This is a genomic window from Rhizobium sp. N324, assembly GCF_001664485.1.
Lineage (GTDB): Bacteria > Pseudomonadota > Alphaproteobacteria > Rhizobiales > Rhizobiaceae > Rhizobium.
Window position 1 is genome coordinate 106304 of the sequence record NZ_CP013634.1, and the last position, 24543, is coordinate 130846.

Annotated in this window: 22 protein-coding genes; 13 read left to right on the forward strand and 9 right to left on the reverse strand. The window is 63.2% G+C overall.

All coding sequences use genetic code 11. From position 1 onward, the window contains the following. Window positions 1–23 precede the first annotated feature (23 nt). On the reverse strand, window positions 24–1559 hold the full coding sequence (gene hutH, locus AMK05_RS28090) for a histidine ammonia-lyase (RefSeq protein WP_064843096.1): 1536 nt from the start codon (window positions 1557–1559) through the stop codon (window positions 24–26). Next, entirely contained in the window at window positions 1556–2818 is a 1263-nt protein-coding gene (hutI, locus tag AMK05_RS28095; RefSeq protein WP_064843098.1) for an imidazolonepropionase, read from the reverse strand. The genes hutH and hutI overlap by 4 nt, the downstream gene beginning before the upstream one ends. A 122-nt stretch (window positions 2819–2940) precedes the next feature. On the opposite strand from hutI, the gene AMK05_RS28100 reads away from it, so the two are divergent. Further along, window positions 2941–4287 (forward strand): formimidoylglutamate deiminase, encoded by a 1347-nt coding sequence (locus tag AMK05_RS28100; protein WP_064843101.1) that lies wholly within the window; start codon window positions 2941–2943, stop codon window positions 4285–4287. A 61-nt stretch (window positions 4288–4348) separates the two neighbouring features. Next, window positions 4349–5071: a histidine utilization repressor gene (hutC, locus tag AMK05_RS28105; RefSeq protein ID WP_064843104.1), complete on the forward strand. Its 723-nt coding sequence runs from the start codon at window positions 4349–4351 to the stop codon at window positions 5069–5071. A 33-nt stretch (window positions 5072–5104) separates the two neighbouring features. On the opposite strand, the gene hutC (AMK05_RS28110) is transcribed toward hutC (AMK05_RS28105), so the two are convergent. Continuing rightward, a complete protein-coding gene (gene hutC / locus AMK05_RS28110; protein WP_064843107.1) occupies window positions 5105–5860 on the reverse strand; it encodes a histidine utilization repressor in 756 nt (251 codons plus the stop codon). A gap of 191 nt (window positions 5861–6051) precedes the next feature. Between hutC (AMK05_RS28110) and AMK05_RS28115 the strand changes: the two genes are divergently transcribed. The 5 genes from AMK05_RS28115 (at window position 6052) to AMK05_RS28135 (ending at window position 10844) form a co-directional block, all read left to right on the forward strand. Next, a complete protein-coding gene (locus AMK05_RS28115; protein ID WP_064843110.1) occupies window positions 6052–6894 on the forward strand; it encodes a transporter substrate-binding domain-containing protein in 843 nt (280 codons plus the stop codon). A gap of 105 nt (window positions 6895–6999) precedes the next feature. Next, entirely contained in the window at window positions 7000–7725 is a 726-nt protein-coding gene (locus AMK05_RS28120; protein WP_064843112.1) for an ABC transporter permease, read from the forward strand. A gap of 10 nt (window positions 7726–7735) precedes the next feature. Further along, window positions 7736–8440 (forward strand): ABC transporter permease, encoded by a 705-nt coding sequence (locus AMK05_RS28125; protein ID WP_040111352.1) that lies wholly within the window; start codon window positions 7736–7738, stop codon window positions 8438–8440. A 140-nt stretch (window positions 8441–8580) separates the two neighbouring features. Further along, a complete protein-coding gene (locus AMK05_RS28130; RefSeq protein WP_064843115.1) occupies window positions 8581–9357 on the forward strand; it encodes an ABC transporter ATP-binding protein in 777 nt (258 codons plus the stop codon). Beyond that, the gene (locus tag AMK05_RS28135) at window positions 9354–10844 is read left to right on the forward strand and encodes an HAL/PAL/TAL family ammonia-lyase (protein WP_064843117.1); all 1491 of its coding nucleotides are present in this window, start codon (window positions 9354–9356) and stop codon (window positions 10842–10844) included. The genes AMK05_RS28130 and AMK05_RS28135 overlap by 4 nt, the downstream gene beginning before the upstream one ends. Window positions 10845–10852: 8 nt before the next feature. On the opposite strand, the gene AMK05_RS28140 is transcribed toward AMK05_RS28135, so the two are convergent. Then, entirely contained in the window at window positions 10853–11395 is a 543-nt protein-coding gene (locus tag AMK05_RS28140) for a hypothetical protein (protein WP_064843119.1), read from the reverse strand. 190 nt (window positions 11396–11585) lie between these two features. On the opposite strand from AMK05_RS28140, the gene AMK05_RS28145 reads away from it, so the two are divergent. Further along, entirely contained in the window at window positions 11586–12314 is a 729-nt protein-coding gene (locus AMK05_RS28145; protein WP_064843122.1) for a phosphatase PAP2 family protein, read from the forward strand. A 57-nt stretch (window positions 12315–12371) separates the two neighbouring features. Here AMK05_RS28145 and AMK05_RS28150 read toward each other — a convergent pair whose 3' ends face one another. The 4 genes from AMK05_RS28150 to AMK05_RS28165 form a co-directional block, all read right to left on the reverse strand. Beyond that, window positions 12372–14933 (reverse strand): GcvT family protein, encoded by a 2562-nt coding sequence (locus AMK05_RS28150; protein WP_064843124.1) that lies wholly within the window; start codon window positions 14931–14933, stop codon window positions 12372–12374. Between the two features lie 153 nt (window positions 14934–15086). Next, complete coding sequence (locus AMK05_RS28155) at window positions 15087–15326, reverse strand: hypothetical protein (protein WP_064843127.1); 240 nt, start codon at window positions 15324–15326, stop codon at window positions 15087–15089. A gap of 9 nt (window positions 15327–15335) precedes the next feature. Next, window positions 15336–15596: a hypothetical protein gene (locus AMK05_RS28160; protein ID WP_064843129.1), complete on the reverse strand. Its 261-nt coding sequence runs from the start codon at window positions 15594–15596 to the stop codon at window positions 15336–15338. 3 nt (window positions 15597–15599) lie between these two features. Next, window positions 15600–15920 carry a helix-turn-helix transcriptional regulator gene (locus tag AMK05_RS28165; protein WP_064843132.1) on the reverse strand — a complete coding sequence of 107 codons (321 nt, stop codon included), beginning with the start codon at window positions 15918–15920 and terminating at the stop codon, window positions 15600–15602. A gap of 452 nt (window positions 15921–16372) precedes the next feature. Between AMK05_RS28165 and AMK05_RS28170 the strand changes: the two genes are divergently transcribed. Continuing rightward, complete coding sequence (locus AMK05_RS28170; RefSeq protein WP_064843134.1) at window positions 16373–17434, forward strand: class I SAM-dependent methyltransferase; 1062 nt, start codon at window positions 16373–16375, stop codon at window positions 17432–17434. Window positions 17435–17451: 17 nt separating this feature from the next. Here AMK05_RS28170 and AMK05_RS28175 read toward each other — a convergent pair whose 3' ends face one another. Beyond that, window positions 17452–18294, reverse strand: a complete 843-nt coding sequence (locus AMK05_RS28175) for an AraC family transcriptional regulator (protein ID WP_064843828.1) — start codon at window positions 18292–18294, stop codon at window positions 17452–17454. A 245-nt stretch (window positions 18295–18539) separates the two neighbouring features. On the opposite strand from AMK05_RS28175, the gene AMK05_RS28180 reads away from it, so the two are divergent. The 4 genes from AMK05_RS28180 (at window position 18540) to AMK05_RS28195 (ending at window position 24539) form a co-directional block, all read left to right on the forward strand. Further along, window positions 18540–20006 carry an alpha-glucosidase/alpha-galactosidase gene (locus AMK05_RS28180; RefSeq protein WP_064843136.1) on the forward strand — a complete coding sequence of 489 codons (1467 nt, stop codon included), beginning with the start codon at window positions 18540–18542 and terminating at the stop codon, window positions 20004–20006. 124 nt (window positions 20007–20130) lie between these two features. Continuing rightward, window positions 20131–22218, forward strand: coding sequence for an ABC transporter substrate-binding protein (locus AMK05_RS28185; RefSeq protein WP_064843829.1), 2088 nt, complete (start codon window positions 20131–20133; stop codon window positions 22216–22218). A gap of 172 nt (window positions 22219–22390) precedes the next feature. Continuing rightward, window positions 22391–23398: an ABC transporter permease gene (locus tag AMK05_RS28190; RefSeq protein ID WP_064843138.1), complete on the forward strand. Its 1008-nt coding sequence runs from the start codon at window positions 22391–22393 to the stop codon at window positions 23396–23398. A gap of 1 nt (window position 23399) precedes the next feature. Next, window positions 23400–24539, forward strand: coding sequence for an ABC transporter permease (locus tag AMK05_RS28195; protein ID WP_064843140.1), 1140 nt, complete (start codon window positions 23400–23402; stop codon window positions 24537–24539). Window positions 24540–24543: the final 4 nt, after the last annotated feature.

Consider the following 24543-nt stretch of genomic DNA (forward strand, 5'->3'; position numbering starts at 1 on the left):
GGACTTTTTCTTTCCCGATCATTTCAGCTCTCCAAAACCGGCAAGATGCCGGATGAAACCGAAGCGTTCAGCGCGCCCGTCGCCACCAGCTCGGCCGCGGCGGCGAGATCGCCCGCCATGTAGCGGTCGCTATCAAGGCTCGGTACCTTGCCGCGGATTGCGGCGATTGCCTTCGAAAGCTCCGGGCTCGTCGAAAGCGGCGCGCGCAATTCGACCCCTTGCGCGGCTGTCAGCGCCTCGATGCCGATGATGCCGAACAGGTTCTCGGTCATGCCAAGCAGGCGCCGGGCGCCGTGGCAGGCCATGGAGACGTGGTCTTCCTGGTTGGCCGAGGTCGGCGTCGAATCCACTGAGGCCGGGTGCGACATCTGCTTGTTCTCCGACATCAGCGCCGCCGAGGTGACCTCGGCGATCATCAGGCCGGAATTCAGGCCCGGCTTCTTGGCGAGAAAGGCCGGCAGGCCGTAGGACAGCACCGGATCGACCAGCAGCGCGATGCGGCGCTGCGAGATGGCGCCGATCTCGCAGACGGCAAGCGCGATCTGGTCGGCGGCGAAGGCGACGGGTTCGGCGTGGAAGTTGCCGCCGGAGACGACCGAATTGTCCGACAGCACCAGCGGATTGTCGGTGACCGCATTGGCCTCGATTTCGAGCGTGCGGGCAACCGAACGCAGGAGGTCGAGGCAGGCGCCGTCGACCTGCGGCTGACAGCGGATGCAATAGGGATCCTGTACGCGCTCGTCGCCCTCGATATGGCTCTGGCGAATGATGGAGTTTTCGAGCAGGCCGCGAAGCGCGGCTGCGGTATCGATCTGGCCCTTATGGCCGCGCAGCGTATGAATGTCCGGATGGAAGGGCGCCGAGGAACCCATGGCGGCATCGGTGGACATGGCGCCGGTGATCAAGGCCGCCTGGGCGGCGCGATGGGCGCGGAAGAGGCCGGCGAGCGCCAACGCCGTCGAGGTCTGCGTGCCGTTGATGAGCGCCAGGCCCTCCTTGGCGGCGAGAACGACCGGCTTCAGCCCGGCCCTTGCGAGGGCCTCGGCGCCGGAAAGACGTTCGCCGGCGAAGAAGGCTTCGGCCTCGCCCATCATCACCGCGGCCATATGGGCGAGCGGGGCAAGATCGCCGGAGGCGCCGACCGAGCCCTTTTCCGGGATCAGCGGGATGACGCCCTTATCGAGCATGCCTTCGATCAGCCGCACCAGTTCCAGCCGTACGCCGGAGGCGCCGCGGCCGAGCGAGACCAGTTTCAGCGCCATGATCAGCCGCACGATATTTTCCGGCAGCGGCGCACCGATGCCACAGCAATGCGACAGGATGAGATTGCGCTGCAGCGTGGCGACGTCGGCGCTGTCGATCTTGATCGAGGCAAGTTTGCCGAAGCCGGTGTTGATGCCGTAAACCGGCGCGTTGCCGGCGGCGATCTCGGCAATGCGGGCGGCGGCCTTGGCGATGCCGGCATCGAAGGCGGGATCGAGCCTTGCCGGCTCCCCGGTCCAATAGATGATTTCCAGATCCTTGAGCGAGACGGAGCCCGGGTGGAGCGTAATGGTCATCGACCGTTCCTTTCGCCTTTGAAGACGCGTGTATGAAGCGGGTTGAAGCCGATGCGGTAGACGAGCTCGGCAAGGCTCTCGATATTCCAGACGGCGAGATCGGCGGATTTGCCGGCTTCGAGCGTCCCGGTCTCGCCGATGAGGCCGAGCGCGCGGGCACCTTCGCGGGTAGCGCCGGCGATGCATTCCTCGACGGTGAGGCCGAACAGCGTCGCCGACATGTTCATGGTGAGCAGCATCGAGGTGAGCGGCGAGGTGCCCGGATTGCAATCGGTGGCGATCGCGATCGGCACGCCGGCCCGCCGCAGCGCCTCCACCGGCGGTCTCTGCTTTTCGTGGATGGCGTAGAAGGCGCCGGGCAGCAGCACGGCGACGGTGCCGGCGGTGGCCATCGCCGCAACGCCTTCCTCGTCGAGATATTCGAGATGATCGGCGGAAAGCGCGCCATAGGCGGCCGCCAGCTTGGCGCCGCCGAGATTGGAGAGCTGTTCGGCATGCAGCTTGACCGGTAGGCCGAGCGTTTTGGCCTTGTCGAAGACGCGGGCGATCTCGGCTGTCGAAAAGGCGATGCCTTCGCAGAAGCCGTCGACGGCATCGGCAAGGCCGAGATTATACATGTCGTCGAGGCCGGGCAGCACGACATCGTCGAGATAGTCGCCGTTGCGGCCCTTATATTCCACCGGCGTCGCATGGGCGCCAAGATAGCTGGTGGCGACGCGCACCGGCCTGATATGGCCGAGCAGGCGGGCGCTCTGCAGCATCTTCACTTCGCCGCTGCGGTTGAGGCCATAACCGGATTTGATCTCGATCGTCGTCACGCCTTCGGCAAGCAGCGCATCGAGCCGCGGCAGAGCCGTGCTGACGAGTTCCTCGACCGACAGGGCATTGGTTGCCTGAACGGAGGAGACGATGCCGCCGCCGGCCCGCGCAATCTCCTCATAGGTCGCGCCCTCAAGGCGCATCTCGAATTCGCGGGCGCGATTGCCGCCGTGAACGATATGGGTGTGGCAATCGACGAGACCCGGTGTCACCCAGCGGCCTTCGAGGTCGACGATGTCGGAGCGTTCGATGGCCGATGCCGGCAGCTCGCTTTCGGCGCCCGAAAAGGCGATGCGGCCGTTTTCGATCAGAACGGCGCCCTTTTCGATGATGCCGAGCCCGGCTCTGTCAGACGCGAGCGTCGCCAGGCGCGCATTGCGCCACAGCGCCGGCCTGACCTCGGCAGATGGGGTTTCGTCTGAAAAATTGTTCCCGGTCATCAGCTTTGCGCCTTTCCTTATGCCGAAACATGTATATACATAATAAGCAGGTGACAAGAGAAATTTTGCGCGCTCTTCTGGAAAAGAAAGATCGGCGGCGCGGCAGAAAGGGAGAAAAGGCCATGACCATACTTCACGCGAGGACTGCGCTGACGCCGCAAGGCTGGCAGAAGGACGTGCGGCTGACGCTCGAGGCCGGGCGTCTCGCCCGGATCGAGGTGGGCGTTACCGCCGCGCCCGGCGATGAGCGCCATGCCCTGATCATCCCGGCCATGGGCAACCTGCACAGCCACGCCTTCCAGCGGGCAATGGCCGGTCTTGCCGAAGTGCGCGGCCCGGCAAACGACAGCTTCTGGAGCTGGCGCACGGTCATGTACAAATTCGCTTTGGCGATGACGCCCGGACATGTCGAGGCGGTCGCGGCCAAGCTCTACGCAGAAATGCTGGAGGCAGGCTTTTCCCGCGTCGGTGAGTTCCATTATCTCCATCACGACAGGGATGGCGGCGCTTACGCCAATATCGCCGAGCTGGCCGAACGTATCGGCGCGGCGAGCCAGGAGACCGGCATCGGCCTGACGCTTCTACCGGTCTTCTATGCCCATTCCGGCTTCGGCGGCGCTCAGCCGATCGACGGCCAGCGGCGCTTCATCAATTCGCTCGAAAGCTTCGAAAGGCTGATGGAGGGATGCCGAGCGGTGACCGGCCGGCTCGACGGCGCCGAACTCGGACTCGCGCCGCACAGCCTGCGCGCCGCAACCCCCGAGCAATTAGCGAAGCTCGTGCCGATGGCGGGCGACGGCCCGATCCATATTCATGTCGCCGAGCAGGTGAAGGAGGTCGAGGACTGCGTCGCCTGGTCGGGCGCCCGGCCGGTGCAATGGCTGCTCGATCATATGCCTGTGGATGAACGCTGGTGCCTGATCCATGCGACACACATGACCGAGGACGAGACGCGGCGGATGGCCAAAAGCGGCGCGATCGCCGGCCTCTGCCCGATCACCGAAGCCAATCTCGGCGACGGCGCCTTTGCCGCGCCGCTCTTCCTTGAAGAGGGCGGGCGCTACGGCATCGGCTCGGATTCCAACGTGCGGATCTCCCTGCCGGAAGAACTGCGCCAGCTCGAATATTCGCAGCGCCTGGCGCTGCGCGCCCGCAACGTCATTGCAGCACCCGGTGGTTCGACGGCGCTGTCGCTGTTCAACCAGGCGCTTGCCGGCGGCGGTGCGGCGCTGAAGGCGCCGGCAGGCATCGCCGAAGGCCATCATGCCGATCTCGTTTCGCTCGATGCCACGGCCGCTCCTTATCTCACAGGCGACCAGATCCTCGATCACTGGCTGTTTGCCGGCGGCATCTTCGTCGATTGCGTCTGGGCACGCGGCCGCAAGCAGGTGGAGGGCGGTCGCCATCGCAAGCGTGACGCCATCGACCGCCGCTTCCTTGCTGCGATGGGTGAGTTGCTGGCCGCCTGAAAAAGAGCTTTTCATGAGCGGGGCATTCGGACTAGATCGGGAAACCAATCGGAACGTGGCGATGAATCAAAGCAGGGATACCACCTTGCATCAGCGCATCCTAGGCGACATCGAAGGCCGTATCGTCTCGGGCGAATGGCCGCCGGGGCATCGCATTCCCTTCGAGGTCGATCTCGCCACACAGTATGACGTCTCACGGATGACGGTGAACAAGGTGCTGACCCAGCTCGCCAAGGCTGGCCTGATCGAGCGGCGGAAGAAATCCGGCAGCTTCGTCACCCAACCGCAGGCGCAATCGGCGGTTCTCGAAATCCACGACATCAAGGCCGAGGTGCAGTCGCTGAACCTGCCCTATTCCTATGCGGTGTCGAAGAAGACGAGCCGCAAGGCCAAGGCGGAGGACAGCCGCCGGCTGGAGCTGCCTCTGGCGTCCTCGGTCGTCGAGGTGGTCTGCATCCACAATGCCGGCGCGCGGCCTTTCTGCTTGGAGGAGCGGCTGATCAGCCTTGCGACCGTGCCGGAGGCGGCCGATGCCGATTTCCTCACCGTGGCGCCGGGGCCGTGGCTGCTCAACCAGGTGCCGTGGAGCACCGCCGAACACCGGATACACGCCGTCTCCGCCAGCGCTGAGGTGGCGGCCGCTCTCGACATCGACCGCAACACCGCCTGCCTGGTCGTGGAGCGCCGCACCTGGAGTGGTGCCGGCCCGGTGACCCATGTGCGCTTCACCTATCCCGGCGATCGTCACGCGCTGGTGGCGCGGTTCACCCCGGCGTCGCAATAACCGTAAGTTCCATATACAACTTCGTGGGTGTTTTTAGTCTTCGAACATCTTGCCGCTGCGCGCCTCGAGCCGGTAGCGATAGCCGGGATAGACGAGGCGGGCTGTGGATACCACCTGTTTCGCCGACCATGTGCGCCGGCGGATCGTCAGGCACGGCTCGCTCTTCAGGATCGTCAGGAGCTTGCATTCCCAGGCCTGCGGCATCGCCGCCTCGACGACGTGCTCGGAGCCGCTGAGCGGGGCGGCGGCGGTCAGATAGGCGTTCGGTGTCAGGCTCGTGAAATCCTGCTCGAGATATTCGGGCGCGGCCTCGGGATGGACGAAACGGTCCTCGATCTGCACCGGAACGCCGTTTTCGCTGTGGACGATCAGCGAGTGGAAAACAGCGGCGCCGATTGCCAGCTCCAGGGCGTCGGCGATCTCGGGAGAGGCGGTTTCCCGGGCCAGAACGACGACGGAGGCTTCGTGGGTATGGCCGCGTTCGGCGATCTCCTCGGCGATGTTGCGCACCTCGAACAGCGCCGAATAACCCTTGCGCTCGGCGACGAAGGAGCCGACGCCCTGGATGCGGACGAGTTCGCCTTCACTGGCAAGTTCGCGCAGCGCCCGGTTGGCGGTCATCTTGCTGACGCCGAGTTCGACGACCAGCTCGTTTTCCGACGGCACGCGGTATTTCGGCGGCCATTCGCCGCTGTGGATGCGGTCGAGGATCACCTGCTTGACGCCGGCATAAAGCGGCGTGCTGTCATTTTCCGCCAAGTCGCGCTTCATCTCGCCGGAACGCTTCATTGCCTATTCCTTTTGCACGGATGCAATTTGCCACATAATCGACTTTCCTCTTGCATATCACAAAATATCTCATATGGTACCATATACAACCTCCCAATCGGTCCTTGAGGCAAAAATAGGACGGAAAGGGCAAGCCGGCGGAGATCGGCGGTGCCGCAAGGTCTGTTTCAACTCCAGAGGAGAATTCATCAATGAAATTTAGCGCCATCCTGTTTTGCGGCGTCGCCGCCCTTTCCACCTTTGCCGCCCCTGCCTTTGCCAAGGACTGGACGAAGGCGACCATCACGCTCGAAGGCGCTTATGCGCCGTGGAACCTCACCAATGCCGACGGCACGCTCGGCGGCTTCGAGCCGGAGCTTGCCAAGGTGCTGTGCGAGCGCGCCAAGATCGAATGCACGCTTGTCGCCTCCGACTGGGACGGCATGATCCCGGCGCTGAATGCCGGCAAGTTCGACGTCATCATGGATGCGCTGTCGATCACCGAGGAGCGCAAGCAGGTCATCGACTTCACCGTTCCCTATGCCGCCACGCCCGCCGCCTTCGCCACCGCCAAGGACAGCCCGCTGGCGAAAGCCGCCGGCACCGGCGCCACGATCAAGATGACGCCCGGCCAGACCGGCGTGAAGGAGATCGATGCGCTGAAGGAGGCCTTCAAGGGCAAGACGATCGGCATCCAGGCGGCAACCGTCTACGCCAAGTTCGTCTATGACAATTTCGGCGATATTGCCGAGATCCGCGAATACAAGACCGGCGCCGACCGCGACCTCGACCTGCAGAACGGCCGTATCGACCTCGGCTTCGACGACGCCGTCTATTTCGCCAATGCCTTCAAGAGCGCCAACGGCACGCTCGATTTCACCGGCCCGGAAATCGTCGGCTCGATCTGGGGCGAGGGCGAAGGCCTTGGCGTCCGCAAGGCCGATACCGACCTGCGCGACAAGTTCAACGTGGCGATCAAGTCGGCGCTCGCCGACGGCACGGTCAAGAACCTTTCGATGAAGTGGTTCCAGGTCGACGTCAGCCCGCAGCAGTAAGCGCTTCGGCCCTTTGGCCGCAGGCGCCGGTCTCCGGCTTTGTCGCCGGAGACCGCATGTTATTCTCGATCCAGAAAATACTGCCACGGACGGGGAACGGACGATATGGCAAGCTTGGAACTGCTTGGCTTCGGCTCGACGGGATGGGGCGCGCTGCTCATTCTCGCCGCCTTGATGACGCTGGCCGTCACCGCGACGGCGCTGGCGATCGGCGCGGTGCTGGGTGCGCTCGTCGCGGGGGCGAAGCTCTCCGGCAATCCTCTCCTCGTCGCGCTCGGGAACGTCTATACGACCGTGTTTCGCGGCGTGCCGGAACTGCTGATCATCTATCTCATCTATTTCGGCGGCTCCTCTGCCGTGACCTCGATCGGCAAGGCGATGGGCTACGAGGGTTTTCTCGGCCTGCCTTCCTTTGCCGCCGGTGCGCTTGCCGTCGGCATTATCTCCGGCTCCTATCAGGCTGAGGTGTTCCGCGGCGCTTACCTGGCGATCTCCAAAGGTGAGCTCGAAGCGGCTTCGGCGATCGGCATGCATCGCGGCATGCGCTTCCGCCGCATCATCATGCCGCAGGTGCTTCGCTTCGCCATTCCCGGCCTCGGCAATGTCTGGCAGCTCAGCCTCAAGGATTCGGCGCTGATCTCGGTTACCGGCCTTGCCGAGTTGATGCGCACCAGCCAGGTGGCGGCGGGTTCGACCCGGCAATATTTCCTGTTCTTCATTGCCGGCGGCTGCCTCTATCTGATCCTGACCAGCCTTTCCGACCGTATCTTCAACGGTGCGGAGCGCCGCGCCAATCGCAGCATGCCGGCCTCCGCCATGGGCCAGGCGTAAGGAGGCGACGATGGATTTCACCTTTCTCGCTTCGACCATGGTGACGCTGCTGAAAGCCGTGCCGACGACGCTGATCCTGTTTTCGCTTTCGATCTTCTTCGGCGGCCTGCTGGCGCTGGTCATCGTCACGATGCGGGTCAGCGGCAACCGCTATCTGTCGGGTTTTGCCAAGGGTTATATCTTCGTCTTCCGCGGCTCGCCGCTGTTGATCCAGATGTTCCTGGTGTTCTACGGCCTCGGCCAGTTCGGCGTCATCCGCTATTCCTTCCTCTGGCCGTTCCTGCGCGAGCCGATGGTCTGCGCCGTGCTGTCGCTGGCGCTCTGCACCGCCGGTTACACGGCGGAGATTTTTCGCGGCGGTATCCGCGCCGTGTCGCCGAAGGAGATCGAGGCGGCCCGCTCGATCGGCATGTCCGGTTTCCTGATGGTGCGCCGCATCCTGGCGCCGATCGCCTTCCGTCACGCGCTGCCGGCCTATTCCACCGAGATCGTGCTGATGATGAAATCGACGGCGCTCGCAAGCCTCGTCACCGTCTGGGAGGTCACCGGTGTCGCCCAGCGGCTGATCTCGCAGACATACCGCACGATGGAAGTCTTCCTTTGCGCGGCGATCATCTATCTCGTGCTGAATTTCATCATCCTGCAGGGCATGGCCCTGCTCGAATATTCGCTGTCCCGACACCGCCGCGCGGCCCCGCAGCCGCTGAAGGCCTAGAACAGGATGATTTTAGGCCGGGTCGGCCTAAAATCTGAATCCTGTTCTAAATTAAACGGTTAGAGCATGATGTCGTCCGAAAACCGCTCACACTTTTCGGCATCATGCTCTAGGTCGAACCTGAACCGATTGGAGCAACCATGCCAGGCGTAACCCGACTTTCGGTCCGCAATATCCGCAAGAGCTTCGGCACGCATGAGGTGCTGCGCGGCATTTCCCTCGATGCTGAGGACGGCGATGTGATTTCGCTGCTCGGCGCCTCCGGCTCCGGCAAATCGACCTTTCTGCGCTGCATCAACATGCTCGAAACCGCCAGTGACGGCGAGATCTGGGTCGATGGCGAGCACATCGAGATGGTGCACAAGAACGGGCGCAGCAAACCGGCCAGCCAGAAGCAGGTGGACCATATAAGATCCGAACTCGGCATGGTGTTCCAGTCCTTCAATCTCTGGTCCCATATGACCATCCTGCAGAACGTCATCGAAGGGCCGATCCATGTGCTGAAGCGGCCGCGCGCCGACTGCATCGCCGAGGCCGAAGCGCTGCTCGAAAAGGTTGGCATCGCGGATAAGCGCCACGCCTATCCCGCCCATCTCTCCGGCGGCCAGCAGCAGCGCGCCGCGATCGCCCGCGCTTTGGCGATGAAGCCGAAGGTCATGCTCTTCGACGAGCCGACCTCAGCCCTCGATCCGGAACTCGTCGGCGAGGTGCTGCGCGTCATGCGGGCGCTCGCGAAGGAAGGCATGACCATGCTCGTCGTCACCCATGAGATGAGCTTTGCCCGCAACGTCTCCAACCGCGTCGTCTTCATGCGCGAAGGGCTGGTCGAAAGCAGCGGCAAGCCGGACGAGATGTTCACCACAGGCGCGACCCCCGCCTTCCGCCAGTTCATCGGCCATTTCGGAAGCGGCCAATGACGATCACGATCGATAAAGTGCTGACCTGGCGCGATGTCGCGCGCGTCGGGGCAGGGGAGGCGCTTGCGCTGTCGCCGGCCGCCTGGGCGCGGGTCGAGCAGGCAAGCCGCATCGTCGCCAGCATCGTCGAAACCGGCGTGCGCGCTTACGGCGTCAACACCGGCGTCGGAGCGCTGGCCGATACCGTCGTCGATCGGGCCTCGCAGAGCCTGTTGTCGCGCAGCATCGTGCTCAGTCATGCCTGCGGCGTCGGGCCGCTGCTGGCCGGGCGCGAAGTGCGCGCCATCATCGCCGCCCAGATCGCCAATTTCGCCCATGGCCATTCCGGCGTGCGGCGCGAGATCGTCCAGTATCTCGCAGCCTTGCTGGAGCATGACTGCATTCCCGACGTGCCGTCGAAAGGCTCGGCCGGTTATCTCACCCACAATGCTCACACCGCGCTCGTCCTGATCGGCGAAGGCAGTGCCACTGTGGCCGGTCGGCGCATGAGCGGCCGCGAGGCGCTGGCGGCTATCGGCCTGCAGCCATTGGTGCTCGGCGCCAAGGAGGGCCTGAGCCTCGTCAATGGAACGGCCTGCGCCACCGGGCTGACCGCCGCAGCACTTTTGCGCGCCGAACGGCTGCTCGACTGGGCCGATGCCATCGCGGCGCTGACGCTTGAGGCGGCAGGCTGCCAGATCGTCGCCTTCGACGCGGCGGTGCTGGCGCTGCGTCCGTCCGCCGGGATCGAAAAGGTCGGAGCCAGCTTGCGCGCCCGCCTGCAGGGCAGCGGTCTCGTCGCCGCTGCCTTCGGCCGGCGCACCCAGGATGCCCTCAGCCTTCGCTCGGTGCCGCATGCCCATGGCGCCGCCCGCGACGTTTTCGACTATTCCGCCCGCATCGCCGACCAGGAACTTGCTTCGGTGACGGACAATCCGGCTGTATCAGGCACGCCGGAGCGCCCGATCGTCTCCTCCGAGGCGCATGCGGTGGCGCCGGCGCTCGGGCAGGCGGCCGATAGCCTGGCGATTGCGCTGGCGCAGATCGGCGCGATCAGCGAACGGCGCATGGACCGGCTGGTCAATCCGCTGGTGAGCGGCCTGCCGCCGTTTCTGGCGAGCGATGCCGGCAGCCATTCCGGCTTCATGATCGCCCAATATACCGCAGCCGCGCTGAGCAACGACAACCGCCGGCTTGCCGCGCCCGCCGCCATGGACGGCGGCCTGACCTCTGGCCTGCAGGAGGATTTCCTCGCCCATCCGACGGCGGCCGCCGGCAAGTTGCTCGCCGTCATCGACAATGCCGAATATATTCTGGCGATCGAGCTGATGGCCGCGGCCCAGGCGCATGATTTCCTGGCGGCGACGGCGCCGCGGGCGGCAGGCACGGATGTCGTTTACCAGGCCGTGCGGCAGCGTGTCTCTCATTACGGCGACGAGCGGCCGCTCAATAGCGATATCGAGACCATGCGCAGCCTGATCCGCGAGACAGCGCCGCCGGCTGTCTAAGCGAGTCGTCAGAAAGGTTTGCTGGTTGCCGAATCCTGCTTGGCCGGTTCGCTTGCCTCGAGGCGTTTGAGGCACTGGGCGAAGGTCGGATAGAGCTGGTCCACCCGCGAAAGCGGCAGCGTCCAGTCGCCTTCGTCGCCGGCAAAGGTCAATTGCACGTCAGGCGTTCCAGCAAAGGAATTCTTGATGATCTTCTTCAGCCCGGCGCTGCCCTTGCTGCCTTTGGGCCAGAGACGGAGCGTGTTCTTGTCGAAGAATTCGGCGGCGACTACCTTCGTTGCCGCCCGATCGGTCAGCGTCACCTCGGTCTTGGTGTCGGCCGGAATGTCCCATGTGTTCTTCGAGACCAGCCAGAAGGTTTCGGTGCCGCTCTGGCGGAATTCCATGGTCTTGCCCAGTTCGCTATCCCACAGCAGCCGGCAGTAGGCAGGGTGTTCGCTGGCAAAGCCGACCGACCATTGCCTTGCGCCGCCCATCCATTCGGTCTCGCCGAAGGCCGAGACCGGCGGCAGGACGGCTGCCATCAGAACCATCGCGGTCAGAATTTTCATCGCCGAAACCTCTCCAGGTCAATCGCTCCAGCGATAGCAAAAGAAGGTTGAGCTTTTGCTACCGAGCCGGCGGGAGGAGCGGCAGCTGCGCTCGGGACTGTCTCCGAATGCCGCACGGTCTTGAATTTGCGGCTGATGTTGCCGATCTGGCGGGGGACGGACATGATGTGAAAGGAGCTCGACAGCAGGCATGAGCGAGGTTCAACGACGCGGATTTTGGGCGAGACTCGGCGCATACGAGCCGCTGACATTGATCACCTTGGCATCGATCGCCGGCGGGCTGTTCGTGCTGCAGCGGCTGACGAGCGAGGTGCTCGAAGGCGAAACCTTTCGTTTCGACGAGACGATCCTGCTGGCGCTGCGGCGAGCGAACGATCTCTCCGTGCCGATCGGTCCCACCTGGCTGACGCATGCCGTCGACGACATCACCAGTCTCGGTGGCATCACCGTTCTCTCGCTGATGACCGTTCTCGTCACCGTCTATCTCTTGCTCGACCGGCGCTGGCCGATCGCGATCTTCGTCTTTTCCTCGGTACTATCAGGCTGGCTGGCAAGCACATTGCTGAAAATTCTCGTCGCCAGGCCGCGTCCAGACATCGTCCCGCATCTCGTCGAGGTCAGCGATCTCAGCTTTCCCTCTGGCCACGCCATGGTCTCGGCCGTGACCTATCTAACGCTCGGGGCACTGCTGGCCCGCACGCAGCGTTACCGCTCGACGCGGATCTTCGTCATGGCCGCCGGCGTTTTCCTAGCCGTCATCATCGGCCTGAGCCGGATCTATCTCGGCGTTCACTATCCCACCGACGTCTTCGCCGGATGGTGCGCGGGCGCGCTCTGGGCGCTCGGCTGCTGGCTGATCTCGAAACGCTTCGTCCCGAGCAGAGCTCCGGGCGATGGCCTCGAAAACGACGGTGACTAGAACATAGGCTTAGAACGACTGTGGCGCCCGCATGGGGCGCCACAGGGATTTCAGCGCTTAGGTGCGCGGCTTCAGGTTTTCCGGGTCGTAGATCGGCTTGTAGCCGACGCCGACGACTTCCACCGGATAGGTCTCGGCAAAGTATTCGACATTCAGCTTGCGTCCGACCTGGCAATGCGACCAGGGCAAATAGGCCAGAGCGATGTTCTTTCCCACAGTCGGGCCGTAGGCAATCGAGGTCGTGTAGGAGCGGCGGCCGAGTTCGTCGACCAGAACTTCGCCGGTGGCGGGATCGACGACCGGCAGGTTGCCGAGCGGATACCGCTTGACGCCCGATTTGTCGGTATTCTCGGTCATCACAAGCGTGCAGAGCATGGCCGGCTGATGCTCACGCGCCTTGTATTCCAGATGTTTTGCCTTGCCGCGGAAATCGGCTTCCTTGACCTTCGGACGGGCGAGATCGGCTTCGATCAGGTTGTACTGGGTCAGCAGGTCGGCGTTCTGCAGGCGCAGGCTCTTTTCCATGCGGCGCGAGTTCGCATAGGTTTCCACGCCGAAGGCCATCACGCCGGTCGAGCGCAGCGCATCCCAGACGGCGAGGCCGTCTTCATACTTCATGTGCAGTTCCCAGCCCTGCTCGCCGACATAGGAGATGCGGAAGGCGGTGACCGTCTTGCCGGCGATTTCGATCGGCTTGATCGCCGCGAAGGCGAAGTTTTCCTGATCGAGCCCGGCCGGATCGGCCACGACCTTCTTCAGCGTGTCGCGGGCGTTCGGACCCCAGATGCCGACCGTCACGAATTTTTCCGAGACGTCGGTGATGGTGACGTCGAGGCCGCGGTCTTCGGCGACGCGCTTCATATAGTGCAGGTCGCGCGGGCCGGCATCGGCGCCGTTGACGAGACGGCAGCGGTCGGCCATGCGGAAGACGGTGAAGTCGGCGCGGACCATGCCTTCGTCGTCGAGGAAGTGGGTGTAGACGCCCTTGCCGATGTTGGCATCGCCGCCGACCTTGGCAGCGCACAGCCATTCCATCAGTTCGACATGGTCAGGGCCCTCGATATCGACCATGTGGAAGTGGCTGAGATTGACGATGCCGCAATCCTCGCTCATCGCCAGATGCTCGGCATTCGAAACGCGCCAGAAATGGCGGTTGTCCCATTCGTTTTCGCGAACCGGCACGCGATCGGCGTATTTCTCCAGCAGGTGCTCGTTGGCGGCGTAGCCGTGCGCACGCTCCCAGCCGCCGAGTTCCATGAAGTAGCCGCCCAGCTCCTTTTCGCGCTCGTAGAAGGGCGAGCGCTTGGCGTTGCGGCCGGATAGATAGGGTTCGCGGGTGTGAACGGCCGGGAAATAGATCTTCTGAGCGGCTTCGTAGCAGCGGCCTTCGATGAATTCTTCCGTCAGCTGATGCGGATAGAAGCGGGCGTAGTCGATGCTGTTGTGATCGACTTCGGTACGGCCGTCGGTCATCCAGTCGGCGATCAGCTTGCCGTAGCCCGGGCCGTCCTTGACCCAGATGGCAACGCAATACCAGAGACCCCTGACCTTCTGGCTCTCGCCGCAGGACGCGCCGCCACCGGCGGAAACCTGCAGCAGGCCGTTGAAGGAGTGACCCTCGTTATAGCCGAGTTCGCCGAGGATCGGCGTCAGTTCCATAGCGCGCTCGAGCGGCTCGATGATCTGTTCCATCTCGAGGTCGCGCTGCGAGGGCGAAAGGCGGGCTTCGTGTTTTTCGAGAAGCTCGCGCGGATGGCACATGCGCGGATTGTTGGCTTCGTAATAGCCCCACTCGATCTGGCCGCCCTCGGTCGTCGACGGGTCGCCGGTATCGCGCATATAGGCGGAGTTGCCCTGGTCGCGCAGCAGCGGGAAGCCGATTTCCTTGCCGGTGCCTTCGAACTCGTTATAGGGACCGAAGAAGGTGAGCGGGTGATCGACCGGCATGACCGGCAGGTCTTCGCCGACCATCTCGGCGATCAGGCGGCCCCAGAGGCCGGCGCAGACGATGACGTGGTCGGCCATAATAGTGCCGCGATGGGTGACGACGCCCTTGATGCGGCCGCCTTCGACGATCAGCGACTTGGCCGGAGTATTGCCGAACACCTGCAGCTTGCCGGCCTTTTCGGCGGCATCGACCAGCTTGCCGGCAACGGTCTGCGAGCGCGGAATGACAAGGCCGGCATCCGGATCGTAAAGGCCGCCCATCACCTGATCTTCCTCGATCAGCGGGAACTTTTCCTTGATCTCGGAAGGGCTGACATAATGGGCGCGGGTGCCGAACGCGCGGGCCGAGGACAGCTTGCGCTTGATTTCCTCCATCCAGGCGTCGTCGCCGGTGCGCGCCACTTCGAGACCGCCGATGCGGGCGTAATGGCCCATCTTCTCGTAGAAATCGATCGAATACTGCGTCGTCCAGACCGAGAGATAGTCGTGGCTGGTGGTGTAACAGAAGTCCGAGGCATGGGCCGTCGAGCCGATATCGGTCGGGATGCCCGACTTGTCGATGCCGACGATATCGTCCCATCCGCGCTCGACGAGATGATGCGCGATGGAGGCGCCGACGATACCGCCGAGGCCGATGATGACGACCTTTGCCTTTTCCGGAAATGCTGCCACGTGCTGTTCCTTTTACTGATCGGACGAACTAAAATTTGCCAGCCGCCCTCGACTTGCGACGCGGATATTATGCATCAGCCTCGTGAGCGTCATTAGTCCTACGCCGCCGAGGACCGGCGTGATTGCGCCAGCGGGGCTCGCCAGGCGCCGGGATCACGGCGCCGAAATCGCCTTCAGCCGGTCGATATCCACCAGCACGATGTCGTCGGAAACAGGCTCGCGATTGTGCAGGCGGAACCATTCCACGGCTTCGCGGACGCGATCTCCATGCGGGCCTGGATAGGCGCCAAGGCCGAGGACCCATTCGCGCACGGTCTCGCGTTCCATTCGCCCGGCCCGATATCGGTCGCAGACGGTTTTCGCCGAGGCGACGAGATCATTGATGCTTTTCACGACGATTCCTCAGTGAACGGACGGTTCTTCATCGTCGAGAAAGGATCGAATGCCATCGCGGGCGACAGTGGCGAGGAATTCGTCGAACGCTTCCCGGTCGGTGGCAAACGGTTCGTCCCAGCGGATCAGATCCTCGGCCTGGGTGACGACTTCCATCGTCCAGTCCTCATTGCTGCCGGATGTGCGGAAGATATCGACGAGCACGGTGATCCCGTCATCGCTGAATTCTCCGGCCAGTTCCGAGTGTTCCAGCTTTTCTTTCTTTGTCATCAGTCAGCCACCCGCGCCCGGCGGCGCGTCGTTTTCGAGATATTCTTCATATTGAACCGTTTCGGTCTCGTTGGTGTCGATCGAATTTGCGCGTTTGGCAAGGCGCACGCCGGCCCCTCCACCGTTTTCCGGGATGAAAACGACGCCGCCTGCTTCGAGCGCCTGCTTCATATCCTGAAGGGTTCGGTCATAGGGCGAGCGTTTGCCCGCCTCGAAATTGGCGATCGTCGCCTTGGCGACGTTGGCGGCCGAGGAGAGATCGTCCTGCGACCAGGCCAGCAGGGCGCGCGCGGCGCGGCATTGGGCGGAAGACAGGTCCGTCATGATAGCCTTGCGTCGAAAGTGTCCTGGGATAGATTATATAAAAGATGCAATCTTGCACAAGCGGTGATGAGAGCGTGGATGGCAAGGACGGCTGTCAGGTTCACGATCGGCCAAGACCCCTCCCCAACCCCTCCCCACAAGGGGGAGGGGCTTATATGCCGCTCCCGACGCTTTTTACTTCAACGTTTCATTTGCAGAAAGGCTGATGTTTTTTGCAGGCGGATGCCGCGGCTTCGCCCCTCCCCCTTGTGGGGAGGGGTTGGGGAGGGGTTTTGCAAACCGCCTGCACAGCGCTCCGGTTGCGTCTGACAGCTACCCCGAGTGTTACTCCACCCCCGCATTCTTTCGACCCCTAATACTTCAGATTCATCCCCTGAAAGGCAAGGTTGATTGACTGCATATTATTAAAGCCTAATTTTGCAGTCCCTTAATCACGCACTCGGGAGGAAACAATGCGTGAGCCGGATATGCAGAAACTCGATGCACTGGTCGGCCGGCTGGTCGGCGATGTCGGCGCCGCCATGTCGGGCGCCTTGGTCGTGCTGGGCGACAAGGTGGGAATTTTCAAGGCGATGGCCGATGGGACGCCGATGAACGTCCAGCAGCTTTCCGCAAAAACCGGGGTGAAGGAGCGTTACCTCCGGGAGTGGCTCAGCGCCCAGGCGGCGGCTGATTATATCGTCTATGACGAAAAGACCGATCGTTTCAGCCTGACGCCGGAGCAGGCGATGGTATTTGCCGAGGAAAATAGCCCGGCCTTCTTTGTCGGCGCCTTCGAGGTCGTGCAATCCATGTGGATGGACGAGCCAAAGGTCACTGATGCCTTCCGCACCGGCCAGGGGCTCGGCTGGCATGAGCACAGCACCTGCCTGTTCCGGGGCACCGAGCGCTTCTTCCGTCCGGGCTATAACAGCCATCTCGTCGCCGAATGGATCCCGGCGCTGGCCGGGGTGGAAGACAAGCTCAAGGCCGGCGCCAAGGTCGCCGATGTCGGCTGCGGCCATGGCGCCTCGACCATCCTGATGGCGCAGGCCTATCCCGCCTCCCACTTTACCGGCTTCGACTATCACGGCCCGTCGATCGAAAAGGCCAAGGCGGCTGCGAAAGAGGCAGGTGTCGGCGATCGTGTGACGTTCGAGCAGAGCCGGGCGGCGGAATTTCCAGGCCGCGGCTATGACATGGTCGCCATGTTCGACTGCCTGCACGATATGGGCGATCCGGTCGGCGCCGGCCAGCATGTCAGGGAAACGCTTGGGCCGAACGGCACCTGGCTGATCGTCGAGCCCTTTGCCCATGACCATCTCAAGGACAATCTCAACCCCGTCGGCCGCGTCTATTACGGCGCCTCGACGATGATCTGCACGCCGGCGTCGCTCTCCCAGGAGGTGGGGCTCGGGCTCGGCGCCCAGGCGGGAGAAATGAAGCTTCGCAAGGTGGCGCTCGACGCCGGCTTCACCCATTTCCGCCGCGCCACGGAAACCCCGTTCAACATGGTGTTCGAGGTGCGGGCCTGAGAAACCCCGGCCGGCGGCTATTTCAGCTTGCCGATGCTGGCATACATGCCGGTGGTGCGGAATTCCGTCGGGTTGGTGCCGTAGACCCGGCGGAAGACTTTGGAGAAATAGTTCGGATCCTCGAAGCCGCACATGATGGCGACTTCCTTGACCGGCAGGAAATCCGCCTTGGTCAGCAGCTTGACGGCGCGCTGCAGCCGCTGCTGCAGCACGAACTCGGCTGGCGGCATGCCCTCGCTCTCGGCGAAGCTGCGGGAGAAATGCGCACGGCTGAGGCCGACGATGCCGGCGAGTTCGCTGACCGGCAGCGGCTTTTCGAGATTGGCGTTGATATGGTCGATCACCGGCTGCATCGGGCTGAGCTCGGCGGCAAAGGCCGGCGAGCCGAAGACGTCGTCATAAAGCGCCATCGCCGCTTCATAGGCAATCGCCGAGGCCGCTCCCGGCGAGGTCGCCCCGGTGACGAGGCGCAGGCTGCAATCGGCGAGATGATCGATAGTCGAAGGCTGCAGTTTCAGCACCGGCCCGGCGGTCGACAGCACCAGCTGGTGGATGCGCAGCGTCTCCTCGCCATTCATCGAAATCCAGAAATATTCCCAGCGCTCGCCCTTCTCCAACCAGTAGCGATGATTGTGCGGCACGAGCACCAGCAGCGTGTCGCCGCCCTGAAGCCGATAATTGCGGTTCTGATAGCGCAACCGGCCCGAGCCGCTGATCGTGTGCTGCAGCACGGTGAAGGGCGTCTGGCCGCGTCTTCTTCCGTCCCAGTCATAGGGCTCGTTCTCGCGCACTTCATAGCCGGAGCTGGTCGGCATGGCATGCAATCGCTGCCGGCCGCGGGGCAGCGAAACCGTCCTCATCGACTGTCCGTTGGCAATCAAATTCTGCAGCACAAAATTACCCCTGAAAGCATAATCCTTCTCTGGTCGGCCTGCCGATTTCGGGCATAATCCCGCTCGACAAACAGGGAAGAGACCACGGCCGATCGAGCGGCCGGGAGGAAAACAGGCAGTTTTTCGGCTTTTTCAACCACATGTTCCGGCATGCGGGCTGATCCTCCATATCCGTCTTTCCTGTAGCATTCGAATGGGCCGAGGTGAAGATCATGAGTTTCAAAATCGCTATCATCGGTGCGGGCAGCGTTGGGTTCACCAAGAAGCTGTTCACCGATATTTTGTGTGTTCCGGAGTTTCGCGACGTCGAATTCGCGCTGACCGATCTCAGCGAGCATAATCTGGAGATGATCAAGGCGATCCTCGACCGGATCGTCGAGGCGAACGGGCTGCCGACCAAGGTGACGGCGACGACCGACCGGCGCCAGGCGCTTTCCGGCGCGCGCTACATCATCAGTTGCGTGCGCGTCGGCGGTCTCGAGGCCTATGCCGACGATATCAGGATCCCGCTGAAATACGGCATCGACCAGTGCGTCGGCGATACGATCTGCGCCGGCGGCATTCTCTACGGCCAGCGCAACATCCCCGTCATTCTCGACTTCTGCAAGGATATCAGAGAGGTCGCCGAGCCGGGTGCCAAATTCCTCAACTATGCCAACCCGATGGCGATGAACACCTGGGCGGCGATCGAATATGGCAAGGTCGATACGGTCGGTCTCTGCCACGGCGTCCAGCACGGCGCCGAACAGATCGCCGAGGTGCTCGGCGCCAAGTCGCTTGGCGAGCTCGACTATATCTGCTCCGGCATCAACCATCAGACCTGGTTCATCGACCTGCGCCTCAACGGCCGCAGGATCGGCAAGGACGAGCTGGTGGCGGCCTTCGAGGCGCATCCGGTCTATTCGCAGCAGGAAAAGCTGCGCATCGACGTGCTGAAGCGTTTCGGCGTCTATTCCACCGAGAGCAACGGCCACCTTTCGGAATACCTGCCCTGGTATCGCAAGCGGCCGGAGGAAATCACCCGCTGGATCGACATGTCCGACTGGATCCACGGCGAGACCGGCGGCTACCTCCGCCATTCCACCGAGACCCGCAACTGGTTCGAGACGGAATTCCCGCAATTCCTGGAATCCGCCTCCAGGCCGATCGATCCGGCCAAGCGCTCGAACGAACATGCTAGCCATATTCTCGAGGGGCTTGAGACGAACCGGGTCTATCGCGGCCATTTCAACGTCAAGAACAACGGCGTCATCACCAACCTGCCGGCCGATGCGATCATCGAATCGCCCGGCTTCGTCGACCGCTTCGGCATCAACATGGTCTCCGGCGTCACCCTGCCGGAGGCCTGCGCGGCCACCTGCATCGCCTCGATCAATGTCCAGCGCATGTCGGTGCATGCGGCAGTCACAGGCGACATCGACCTTCTGAAGCTCGCCGTGCTGCACGATCCGCTGGTCGGCGCCGTCTCGACGCCCGAGGAAGTCTGGCAGATGGTCGACGAGATGGTCGTTGCCCAGGCCCGCTGGCTGCCGCAATATGCCGATGCCGTGCCGGCCGCCAAGGAGCGGCTGTCGAAATCCAAGGTGCAGACCCGCGACTGGGCGGGAGCCGCACGCCGCAGCGTCCGCTCGATCGAAGAGCTGCGCGCGGAAAAGGCGGCGCTGAAACAGGCCGTCTGACATTTCGTGAAGGCTGGTCGTCATGGGTTTCCGGGAGGGAAATCCATGACACCGGGCCCGCCTTCATAGCGTTCGAGGAGAAGAGAGCCGCGTGACCCGCGCTCCGGAACAAAAGGGAGAAACGATCATGAATTTCCGCAACGCAAGCATTCTGGCCGGACTGGCGCTCGGCGTCTCGGTTTTGGCGGTGAATGCCTATGCCGCCGAGGCAACCGTGCCGCCGGTGCCGCCGGATTTCCCGGCTGAAGGCAAGATCAACTATGTCGCGCGCGACTCCATCCTGGAGTTCAAGGCGCTGCCCGAATATCACGAGCCCGACTGGGTCACGAAGAATTTCGTTTCTTCCGGCAAGCTGCCCCCCGTGAAGGATCGTCTGCCGAAGGAGCCGATGGTCTTCAAAACCGGCAACATGCCCGATGGCATCGGCGTCTACGGCGATACGATGCGCCACGTCATCGGCGGCCGGCCGGAAGGCTGGAACTACGGTGCCGGCCAGACGCAGGGCTGGGGCGGCATCGATATCGGCCTGTCCGAATGCCTGACGCGCACCGCGCCGCTGTTCCAGGTGAAGGCCCAGGACACCGAGCCGCTGCCGAACCTCGCCAAGAGCTGGGATTGGTCCCCAGACGGCCACAAGCTGACCATGCACCTGGTCGAAGGCGCCAAGTGGTCTGATGGTGCGCCGTTCAACGCCGACGACATCATGTTCTACTGGGACGACGAAGTCGTCGATCCGAACGTCTCGCCGCTCGGCGGCGGCGCCTCGCCGGAGGCTTTCGGCGTCGGCACGACGCTGAAGAAGATCGACGACTACACCGTCGAATGGACCTTCAAGGAGGCCTTCCCGAAGCAATATCTCTATACGATGTCCTACCCGAACTTCTGCCCGGGTCCATCGCATATCCTCAAGCCCCAGCATCCGAAATATTCTAAGAACACTTACGACCAGTTCAAGAACGCCTTCCCGCCGGAATACATGAACATGCCGGTGATGGGCGCCTGGGTGCCGGTGGAATATCGTTCCGACGATATCATCGTGCTCCGCCGCAACCCCTATTACTGGAAGGTCGACGAGAAGGGCAATCAGCTGCCTTATCTCAATGAGCTGCATTACAAGCTCTCGACCTGGGCCGACCGCGACGTGCAGGCGGTGGCGGGCTCCGCCGATATTTCCAACCTCGAGCAGCCGGAAAACTTCGTCGCGTCGCTGAAGCGCGCCGCCGAGAAGACGGCGCCGGCACGTCTGGCCTTCGGCCCGCGCCTCATCGGCTATAACCTGCGCATGAACTTCTCCGCCAACGGCTGGGGCAGCCCGGATGAGCGCGGCCAGGCGATCCGCGAGCTGAACCGCAATGAGGACTTCCGCAAGGCCGTCACCATGGCGCTCGACCGCAAGGCGATCGGCGACTCGCTGGTCAAGGGGCCGTTCACGGCGATCTATCCGGGCGGGCTTTCCTCAGGCACCAGCTTCTACGACCGCAACTCCACCGTTTACTATCCCTTCGATCTCAAGGGCGCTAAGGCGGAACTCGCCAAGGCCGGGCTGAAGGATACAGACGGCGACGGCATCGTCAACTTCCCGGCCGGCACGGCCGGCGGCAAGAATGTCGAAATCGTCATGCTGATCAACAATCAGTACACGACCGACAAGAGCCTTGCCGAAGGTGTCGTCGGCCAGATGGAGAAGCTCGGGCTGAAGATCGTCCTCAATGCGCTCGATGGCGCCAAGCGTGACGACGCCCATTATGCCGGCCGCTTCGACTGGCTGATCCAGCGCAACACGACGGAACTGTCGTCGGTGGTGCAGAACACCGAGCAGCTTGCCCCGGTCGGCCCGCGCACCAGCTGGCAGCATCGCGCCGGCAAGGACGACAAGCTCGATCTGATGCCCTTCGAAAACGAACTCGTCGACGTCGTCAACAAGTTCACGACCAGCCAGAGCAACGACGAGCGCGTCGATCTGATGAAGCAATATCAGAAGATCTCGACCGAGCACGTCAACACGGTGGGCCTGACCGAATATCCGGGTGCGCTGATCATCAACAAGCGGTTCTCCAACGTACCGCAGGGCACGCCGATCTTCATGTTCAACTGGGCTGAAGATTCGGTCATCCGCGAACGCCTGTGGGTGGCGGCCGACAAGCAGGGCAAATACGAGCTGTTCCCCGAGCAGCTGCCCGGCAAGCCCGGCGACAAGGGCCCGATCAACTGATCGGTGTCCTCAGGACAAAGAGTTGAGCGCGTCGCATCCGATGCGGCGCGCCGGAGAACTCCCTCCCAGCTGAAATGAGCTTCCGGCCGCGCGTGGCGCGCGGCCGGATATGACCAACGAGCCGGCCGCGCCGACAAGGAGCGACTGGCGGCAAGGAAAAGCGGACCGTCCGATGTTACGATTCCTGCTCGTGCGCATAGCCTCCGCGATCCCCGTCCTCTTCATCCTGAGCGTGGTGACCTTCGCGATCATCCAGGCTCCGCCCGGCGACTACGCCGATTATATAAGATCGCAGCTGATCAATCAGGGCGGCGCCTCCTACGCCCAGGCCGACGCCCAGGCCCAGGCCTACCGGGTCGAGCACGGCCTGGACAAGCCGATGGTCGTGCAATACGTCAACTGGATCGGCGGCATCGTCACCCGCGGCGATTTCGGCTACAGCATGTTCTACAACAAGCCGGTCGCCGATGTCGTTGCCGAGCGGCTGCCGCGCACGCTGCTCTTGGCGCTGGTCTGCCATATCTTCGCTTCGGTGCTCGGCATCGGCTTCGGCATCTGGGCGGCGACACGCCAGTACAGCTGGATCGACAGCACGCTTTCGGCGGTGTCCTTCCTCGGCATGACGGTGCCGCGCTTCCTGATGGCGCTGATCATCGTCTATCTCCTGGTCTTCCAGTTCAACGTGTCGGAGATCGGCAGCTTCTTCTCGCCGCAATATGGCGGGGCGCCCTGGTCCTGGGCGAAATTCGTCGACCTCGTCCACCATGTCTGGCCGGTCGTGGCGATCGCCACCTTCGGCGGGCTCGCCTACAATATGCGGGTGATGCGCGGCAATCTGCTCGATACGCTGAATGCCCAATATGTCGAGACGGCCAAGGCCAAGGGGCTTTCCGGCGGTGCGGTGGTAATGCGCCATGCGGTGCCGAATGCGCTGCACCCGCTGGTGATGTATCAGGGCGTCGTGCTGCCCTACATGCTGACCGGCGAGATCGAGACCGCCATCATCTTCGCGCTGCCGACCGTCGGCCCGGCGATCGTCGGCTCGATGGCGATCGGCGACGTCTATGTCACCGCCACCTTCATGCTGGTGCTGTCGGCGACGCTGATCGTCGGCAACATCATCGCCGACATGCTGCTGGCGCTGCTCGATCCGCGTGTCCGCCAATTTGAAGGAGCCTGAGATGCTGGCTTTCGACTCCTCGCCGCCACCGCCGACGACGACCGAAACCTCGGTCGGCAAGCCATCGCGCGGGCATGAGAGCTATATCGCCCTGGTCTGGCGCCGGCTCAGGCGCTCCTGGACCGGTATGGCCGGGCTCATCCTCGTCGGGCTGCTGCTCCTTATGGCGATCTTTGCCGATTTCGTCGCGCCGATGGACCCTAAGGCGACCGATGTCGGTTTCGCCCCGCCGCAGGTGATGAGCTTCCACGACAAGGACGGCAATTTCGTCTTCCAGCCGCGCGTCTATGCGCTGTCGGATTCCGAGGAGCTCGATCCGGTCACCTTCCAGCCGATCGTCGGCATGGATTACGACAATCCGCGGCTGCTCGGCTTCTTCGTCAAGGGCGCCGAATACGAGCTTTTCGGCCTGATCCCGGCCGACCGCCACTTCTTCGGGTCGACCGACGGCCAGCCGGTGCATTTCCTCGGCACCGACAAGTTCGGCCGCGACGTGCTGTCGCGCGCCATTATCGGTTCGCGCATCTCGCTGATGATCGCGCTCACCGTCGTCTTCATCGTCACGCTGATCGGCACGACGGTCGGCATGGTTTCGGGCTATTTCGGCGGCACCTTCGATATCTGGCTGCAGCGCTTCGTCGAGCTGGTGCTCGCCTTTCCGCAGCTGCCGCTCTATCTCGCATTGACCTCGCTGATCCCGGTGACGGCGCCGACCAACGTCTTCCTCGCCTTCGTCATCGTCGTCATGTCGGCGCTCGGCTGGGCGCAGATGTCGCGCGAGGTGCGCGGCAAGACCCTGGCGCTCGCCCGCATCGATTACGTCCGGGCGGCGATGGCGGTCGGCGCCACCGACCGGCGCATCATCATCCAGCATATCTTCCCGAATGTGATGAGCCATGTCATCGTTGCGGTGACGCTCGCCATCCCGAGCGTCGTGCTGCTCGAATCCTTCCTCGGTTTCCTCGGCTTTGCCGTCAAGCCGCCGCTGATCTCCTGGGGGCTGATGCTGCAGGATACCGCGACCTATTCGGTCATCGGCTCCTATCCCTGGATTCTCTCCCCCGTCGGCTTCGTGCTCGTCACCGTCTTCGCCTTCAATGCGCTGGGCGACGGACTGCGCGACGCGGTCGATCCTTATTGAGGTG